The following is a 6,730-nucleotide window of genomic DNA, read 5'->3' on the forward strand; positions in this document are numbered from 1 at the left end:
CTTTAAGCGGGGGTATAAAGCTTACTAGTGTCAGAAGGGGTTAAAGCCCCTTCTGACAGGTGGCACAAAGTGCCACTGCGTTCATGAGGAAGTAGCGAAGCGGATTCCGAATGTCCGCTTTACAAAAATATATCTATATGTTTTATTCTAAGAAATACCTTGAAAAAGTTCCTACAGTATGGTAATTTTACAAACGGTTTATAAAAAATTTATATTTAGATAAAAAATAGAAAGTAGGAAGTGTATCATGAATCAGTTTGTACCAAAGCTATTCGACTGTATGAAGAACTACTCAAAGAAGCAGTTTGCAGCGGATTTTGTTTCAGGTATCATCGTAGCGATTATTGCGTTACCATTATCCATTGCCCTTGCACTTGCATCTGGCGTAGGTCCAGAAGAGGGTATTTACACTGCGATTTTTGCAGGTTTTGTTATTTCATTTTTAGGCGGAAGTAATGTTCAGATTGCTGGACCAACAGCAGCCTTTGCCACAATTGTAGCAGGTATTGTTGCTAAGAATGGAATGGATGGCCTTGTAGTAGCGACTATTATGGCCGGTATTATCTTAGTTGTTATGGGCTTTTTAAAGTTTGGAAATCTTATTAGATTTATCCCTTATACTATTACAACAGGCTTTACCTTTGGTATTGCAGTAACTATCTTAGTTGGACAGATTAAGGATTTTTTAGGTTTAACATTTAAGACATCCCCTATTGAAACTATGGATAAGATTAAGGCTTGTATAGAGTCAATCGACACCTTTAATTATCAGGCTTTAATCGTAGGTGTAGTAGCTTTAGCTATTTTAATAATCTGGCCAAGATTTAAGGCTTTAGAAAAAATCCCTGCTTCTTTAATAGCAGTTATTGTAACTGTTGTTATGGTAAAGTTAGGAATGAAAGTTAAGACAATCGGAGATTTATATACAATTTCTAATAAGTTACCAGGACTTACAGTTCCACATGTTAGTTTAGAGATGATTAAGAACTTAACACCAGACGCCTTCACAATCGCTATCCTTGCTGGTATTGAGTCATTACTTTCATGTGTAGTTTCAGATGGTATGATTGGTAGTAGACATAAGCCTAATCAGGAATTAGTAGCACAGGGTGCCGGTAATATTGTATCAGCCCTCTTTGGTGGTATTCCTGCTACAGGCGCAATTGCTCGTACTGCTGCAAATGTTAAAAATGGTGGACGTACCCCAGTTGCTGGTATGGTTCACTCAATTACTCTTTTACTTATTTTAGTAGTGCTTATGCCTTATGCAGCATGGATTCCAATGCCATGTATCGCAGCAATTCTTTTCCAGGTTGCTTATAACATGAGTGGCTGGAGAGAAATGCTTAACTTACTTAAGCACTCACCAAAGAGTGACATTTTAGTATTACTTGTAACTTGTATCTTTACTATTGTATTTGACTTAGTTGTAGCTATTGGCGTAGGTATTGTCCTTGCAGCCCTTCTCTTCCTTAACAGAATGGCTAATGTTACAGAGATTAAGTCTTGGAAGTACATTGGTGAGGGTATTGACGAACACAATGACCCAGAGGCTATTAGACTTAAGGAAGTTCCAAAGAACACAGTAGTTTACGAAATCATTGGACCTATGTTCTTTGCGGCAGCAGATAAGTTTGTAGACATTGAACTTGGCGCTGATGTAAAGGTTTTAGTTATTAGAATGCGTGGCGTTCCAGCTATGGATGTTACAGCCCTTCGTTCTTTAAAGAACATTTACACACTTTGCAAGAAGAGAGGAATCACTCTTGTACTTAGCCATGTTCAGGATCAGCCAAAGTCTGTTATGGAACATGCAGATTTCATTAACCTCGTAGGTAAGGAAAACTTCTGTAAAAATATAGACGCATCCCTTGAGAGAGCTAGAGAAATCGTAGAGATGGCATAAAATTATAATAATAAATATAGAGCTTCAGATAAGTTAATCTTGTCTGAAGCTTTTTTGATGTTATAATAAATCTAGATATGGGAAATGTGAACTGAATTTATATAGATGCAAAACTTTGTAGCTTAAGGGGGAACTATGAAGATACTTTATTATAGCTGGGATGAGATGATTTGCGTAGACATAATGGAGGCTTTTAAAGAATTAGACTGCGAATTTAAAAGGGTAAGATATGAGCATAAAAGTGACTTTTACGAGCCGGATTTTCAAAAATTTATTGAAAAGGAATTAGAAGAGGACAACTACGATTTACTATTTAGCATAAATTATATTCCGGTTTTATCCATGGCTGCCTTTAATAAAAAGATCTTTTATATGTCTTGGGTTTATGACTGCCCTTGTGGCACCATGTATTCTGAAACTATAAAGAATCCCCTTAATATAGTCTTTGACTTTGACGAGACAGAAGTGCGCAAGTTTAATAATATGGGTATTGAAAATGTATTTCATATGCCACTGGCGGCTAGCATTAACAGAATGGATAGGCAAATGAAAGAAGCTAGTAGTAAAGACCATGATTTGTATAAAAAGGACATCTCCTTAATAGCTAGCATTAGTGAATATAAGAGTCAGTTTGAAGCTTTAGAAGGTTATAATAGAGGCTATGTGGAGGCTATTATAAAGGCTCAAACAAAGGTATTTGGTGATGAGATAGTAGAAAAATTTGTAAGCTCTGATATGGGTGAAAAGATTGCAAAATGTTTTAATTTTACAAAAAATCCAGATATGATAATTAGAGATTCTGATTTACTTGAAATGCTTTGTAATAAAGAAATTAGAGACATTGATAGATTAGAACTTGCTCGTCTTTTAAATGATAAAGTTTCAAAGAAATATGATACGGCTCTTTATACAGATTACAAGGGAGATGCATTTTCAAAGGTAAATAAGGGCATAGTGGATACATATAAAGGTCAGTACTTGGTTTATAAAAATAGCAAGATTAATCTTAATCCTACCCTTAGGGGAATTAAGTCAGGTATTAATCAAAGGTCCGTGGATGTGGCGGCTTGTGGAGGCTTTCTACTTACAAATTACAGCCACGAACTAGCAAGAGATTTAGAGGCTATTGGGGCCTGTGTAATTTATTATGATTTAATGGATCTTGAGGCGAAGATTGATTATTATATGAGCCATGAGGATGAAAGGCTTGAAATTGCAGCTAGAGCCCATGATTTTTACAAGAAAAACAGAACTTATACAATAGTTCTTGGGAAAATGCTTGAAAGTTTTAGGAAAATATGATAAATTGAATACAATTAAATTGCCTATTTAACATGTCAGATAAATGTATAAGATAGTTTTTGGAGGAATTATTGTTATGAAAGATAAGTATGACGCTATAAAGTTGGAGAATCAGTTATGTTTCCCTCTTTACGCTGTATCAAAGGAAATTGTTAAGAAGTATAAGCCATATTTGGACGAGCTTGATTTAACATACACACAGTATATAACAATGATGGTAATGTGGGAACATAAATCTATGAATGTTAAGGAATTAGGAGAATATCTTTACTTAGATTCAGGTACATTAACACCAGTTTTAAAGAAGCTTGAACAGAAGGGCTGGTTAGTTAGAAAGAGAGATTCTAGAGACGAGAGAGTTCTTAATGTTTCTTTAACAGAGGAAGGCCTTGAATTAAGAGAGAAGGCATGTAAGGTTCCAGAACAGATGGGCAATTGCTTGAAGCTTTCAAAGGAAGAAACAGATATCTTATATAAGGTTTTATATAAGATATTAGATACAATTAATTAGGATTAGTAAGATTTAAGAATTAAATAAGAATTTTTTGACAAAATATATTTCTAAGGGGTTAAGTTTTAGAAATCGTTTACCGATATACTACTAGAAATCCCTAAATGGCAAAGACTTTTATTTGCTTATTTAAACAGAAGTATATTTTGTCTTATTTTATTGTTTTTTTAAATTTAGGACTTTAAAAACTTGACTAAATTGTATATAATGTTTATCGACTATGTGATTTCTTATTATAAAGTGTTTTTAAAGTAAGATATACATAGGGTTTAGTGTAACATTGAGTGTAAAAATTTTGTTTAAATAAGAGGAAGCGGGGCAAGAATAACTTGCTACAGGATTTGAAAGGAGAACATTTAGGATGATTTCAACAGATATCGGAATAGATTTAGGTACTGCAAGTATCTTAGTATACATTAAGGGAAAGGGTGTAGTTTTAAAAGAACCTTCAGTAGTAGCTTTTGATAGAGATACTAACAAGATTAAGGCTATTGGTGAAGAAGCTAGATTAATGCTTGGTAGAACACCTGGTAATATCGTAGCTGTACGTCCTTTAAGACAGGGTGTTATCTCTGATTACACAGTAACAGAGAAGATGCTTAAGTACTTTATTCAGAAGGCAGTAGGCAAGAGAATGCTTAAGAAGCCTAGAATCAGCGTTTGTGTTCCTTCAGGAGTTACAGAAGTTGAGAAGAAGGCCGTTGAGGATGCTACTCTTCAGGCTGGAGCTAGAGAGGTTGCTATTATTGAGGAACCTATCGCAGCTGCAATCGGTGCAGGTATCGATATTTCAAGACCATGTGGTAACATGATCGTTGATATCGGTGGTGGTACAACAGATATCGCTGTTATCTCACTTGGTGGTACAGTTGTAAGTACTTCAATTAAGATCGCTGGTGATGATTTTGATGAAGCACTTGTTAGATTTATGAGAAAGAAGCACAATCTCTTAATTGGTGAGAGAACTGCTGAAGATATTAAGATTAAGATTGGTTCAGCTTATCCAAGAGCAGAAGTTGATACAATGAACGTTAGAGGTCGTAACTTAGTTACAGGTCTTCCAAAGACTGTTGAAGTTTCTTCAGAAGAAACAGAAGAAGCTTTAAGAGAAGCAACATCACAGATTGTTGAAGCAGTACACTCAGTACTTGAAAAGACTCCTCCAGAATTAGCATCAGATATTGCTGATAGAGGTATCGTTCTTACTGGTGGTGGTGCACTTCTTAACGGACTTGAAGACTTAATCGAAGCTAAGACAGGTATTAACACTATGACAGCAGAGGATCCAATGACAGCTGTAGCTATTGGTACAGGTAAGTTTATTGAATTCTTAGCAGGTTACAGAGACGATAAGTAATTGTCTATAGAGAGACTAAACTTTTAACTTGCTTGATAGACTATAGGTGATTGCTAGATAGGAGTCGCTATGGTTAAAGGTCTTTACACTGCATATTCAGGATTAACACTACAACAGAAGAGATTAGATTTGGTATCTAATAATTTGGCTAATTCCCTTACAACAGGTTATAAGAAGGAAGGCTTAACAGCTCAGTCCTTTGATACTGTTTATGGAATCAAGGTTAATGATTCATCAGTAAACTATGTTAATCAGTATATTGGTGATTTAAATCTTGGTGCGAAGATTGGTGAGAGTTATAGATGCTGGGATCAAGGAGCCCTTAGAAGTACTGAAAGCGAATTTGATTTTGCTCTTTCAGGAAGTGGTTTCTTCTCTATTGAATTTACCAATAAGTCCGGAACAACATCCACTATGTATACGAGAGATGGTGCCTTTCAGATTAATGCTGATGGATATCTTTTAACTAAGGATGGAGATTATGTTCTTGGTGAGAATGGATATATTCAGATTCCAACTAACACTGACGAATTTAGTGTGGATGTCCTAGGTAATATTTATGCAGATGATGTATATATTGATAAATTTGCGTTGGTAGATTTTGAAGATTACGATTATTTAGAGGCTTATGGCGAGAATATGTTTCAAACAGTAGATGGCTATACGGAAAAGGAAGCCACAGCAACTGTTAATCAAGGTTACTTAGAAGCGTCCAATATCAATGTAGTAACGGAGATGATTGATATGATTTCCATTGCTAGAAACTTTGAAAGTAATCAGAAGATTATGAACTCCATAGATACTATGTTATCTAAGATGGTGACAATTTCAGAATTATAGAATATAACGGATTTAATTATTAACTCAGTCGGAGTACAAGCTCCGCGAGCGAGTCTTGACAATTAAATCCGTTTTTTTAATTTAGGGGTTAAGTATCTCTAAGGATTGTCCGATAAGATATATGAACTAGAAGATAATATACATTTGGAGGTAATGTCCTATGATGAGATCATTGTGGACTGCTGCATCAGGAATGATATCGCAGCAGACTAGTGTAGATACAATTGCTAATAACCTTGCTAATGTAAACTCTGTTGGCTATAAGCAAGAGTCCACTCAGTTTAAGAGCCTTTTATATCAGGATTTACAAAGTAAAACTACTACTGCAAATATGGAACAAAAGCCAGTAGCAGCACAGGTAGGTCTTGGTACTAGAGTTTCTTCTATTACATCATATTTTACACAAGGACCTCTAAATGCCACTGATAGCGACACAGACTTTGCTATTATTGGTGATGGATTTTTTGCAGTAACTAATCTTGATGGTGATACAGTTTATACAAGAAACGGTAATTTATATATGGCAACCGCCACAGAAGGCATGATGCTTGCAACAGCAGAAGGTTATCCGGTGCTAGATGTGGATGGACAGCAAATCATTTTAGATGATACTTATCAAGTAAGTTCTATTACAATATCAACTGAAGGGGAGTTATTATATCCAGATGAGGATAACAACCCACAGCCAATTGGTTATAAAATTGCACTTTATCAGTTCACTAATCCATCCGGACTTGATAAGCTAGGTACTAGCTACTATGCAGAAACAGAGGCTTCCGGAGTTCCTATTAGTGAAGAGTATGATGGGGTTACA

Annotated in this window: 6 protein-coding genes; all 6 read left to right on the forward strand. The window is 35.5% G+C overall.

Annotated elements, in window-relative coordinates:
• Positions 1-247 precede the first annotated feature (247 nt).
• Entirely contained in the window at positions 248-1,906 is a 1,659-nt protein-coding gene (locus tag QVA17_RS11930) for a SulP family inorganic anion transporter (protein WP_287389166.1), read from the forward strand.
• A 135-nt stretch (positions 1,907-2,041) separates the two neighbouring features.
• Positions 2,042-3,208, forward strand: a complete 1,167-nt coding sequence (locus tag QVA17_RS11935; RefSeq protein ID WP_287389168.1) for a DUF3880 domain-containing protein — start codon at positions 2,042-2,044, stop codon at positions 3,206-3,208.
• Positions 3,209-3,284: 76 nt separating this feature from the next.
• On the forward strand, positions 3,285-3,719 hold the full coding sequence (locus QVA17_RS11940; protein WP_287389170.1) for a MarR family winged helix-turn-helix transcriptional regulator: 435 nt from the start codon (positions 3,285-3,287) through the stop codon (positions 3,717-3,719).
• A gap of 361 nt (positions 3,720-4,080) precedes the next feature.
• Positions 4,081-5,076, forward strand: a complete 996-nt coding sequence (locus QVA17_RS11945) for a rod shape-determining protein (protein WP_287389174.1) — start codon at positions 4,081-4,083, stop codon at positions 5,074-5,076.
• Positions 5,077-5,145: 69 nt separating this feature from the next.
• On the forward strand, positions 5,146-5,916 hold the full coding sequence (locus tag QVA17_RS11950) for a flagellar hook-basal body protein (protein ID WP_027430904.1): 771 nt from the start codon (positions 5,146-5,148) through the stop codon (positions 5,914-5,916).
• 160 nt (positions 5,917-6,076) lie between these two features.
• Positions 6,077-6,730: flagellar hook-basal body protein (locus QVA17_RS11955; RefSeq protein ID WP_287389176.1), on the forward strand; the 654-nt coding region annotated here is incomplete at its 3' end.

The sequence above is a fragment of the Lachnospira sp. genome, from assembly GCF_016290755.1.
In the GTDB taxonomy this organism is placed as follows: Bacteria; Bacillota; Clostridia; order Lachnospirales; family Lachnospiraceae; genus Lachnospira; species Lachnospira multipara.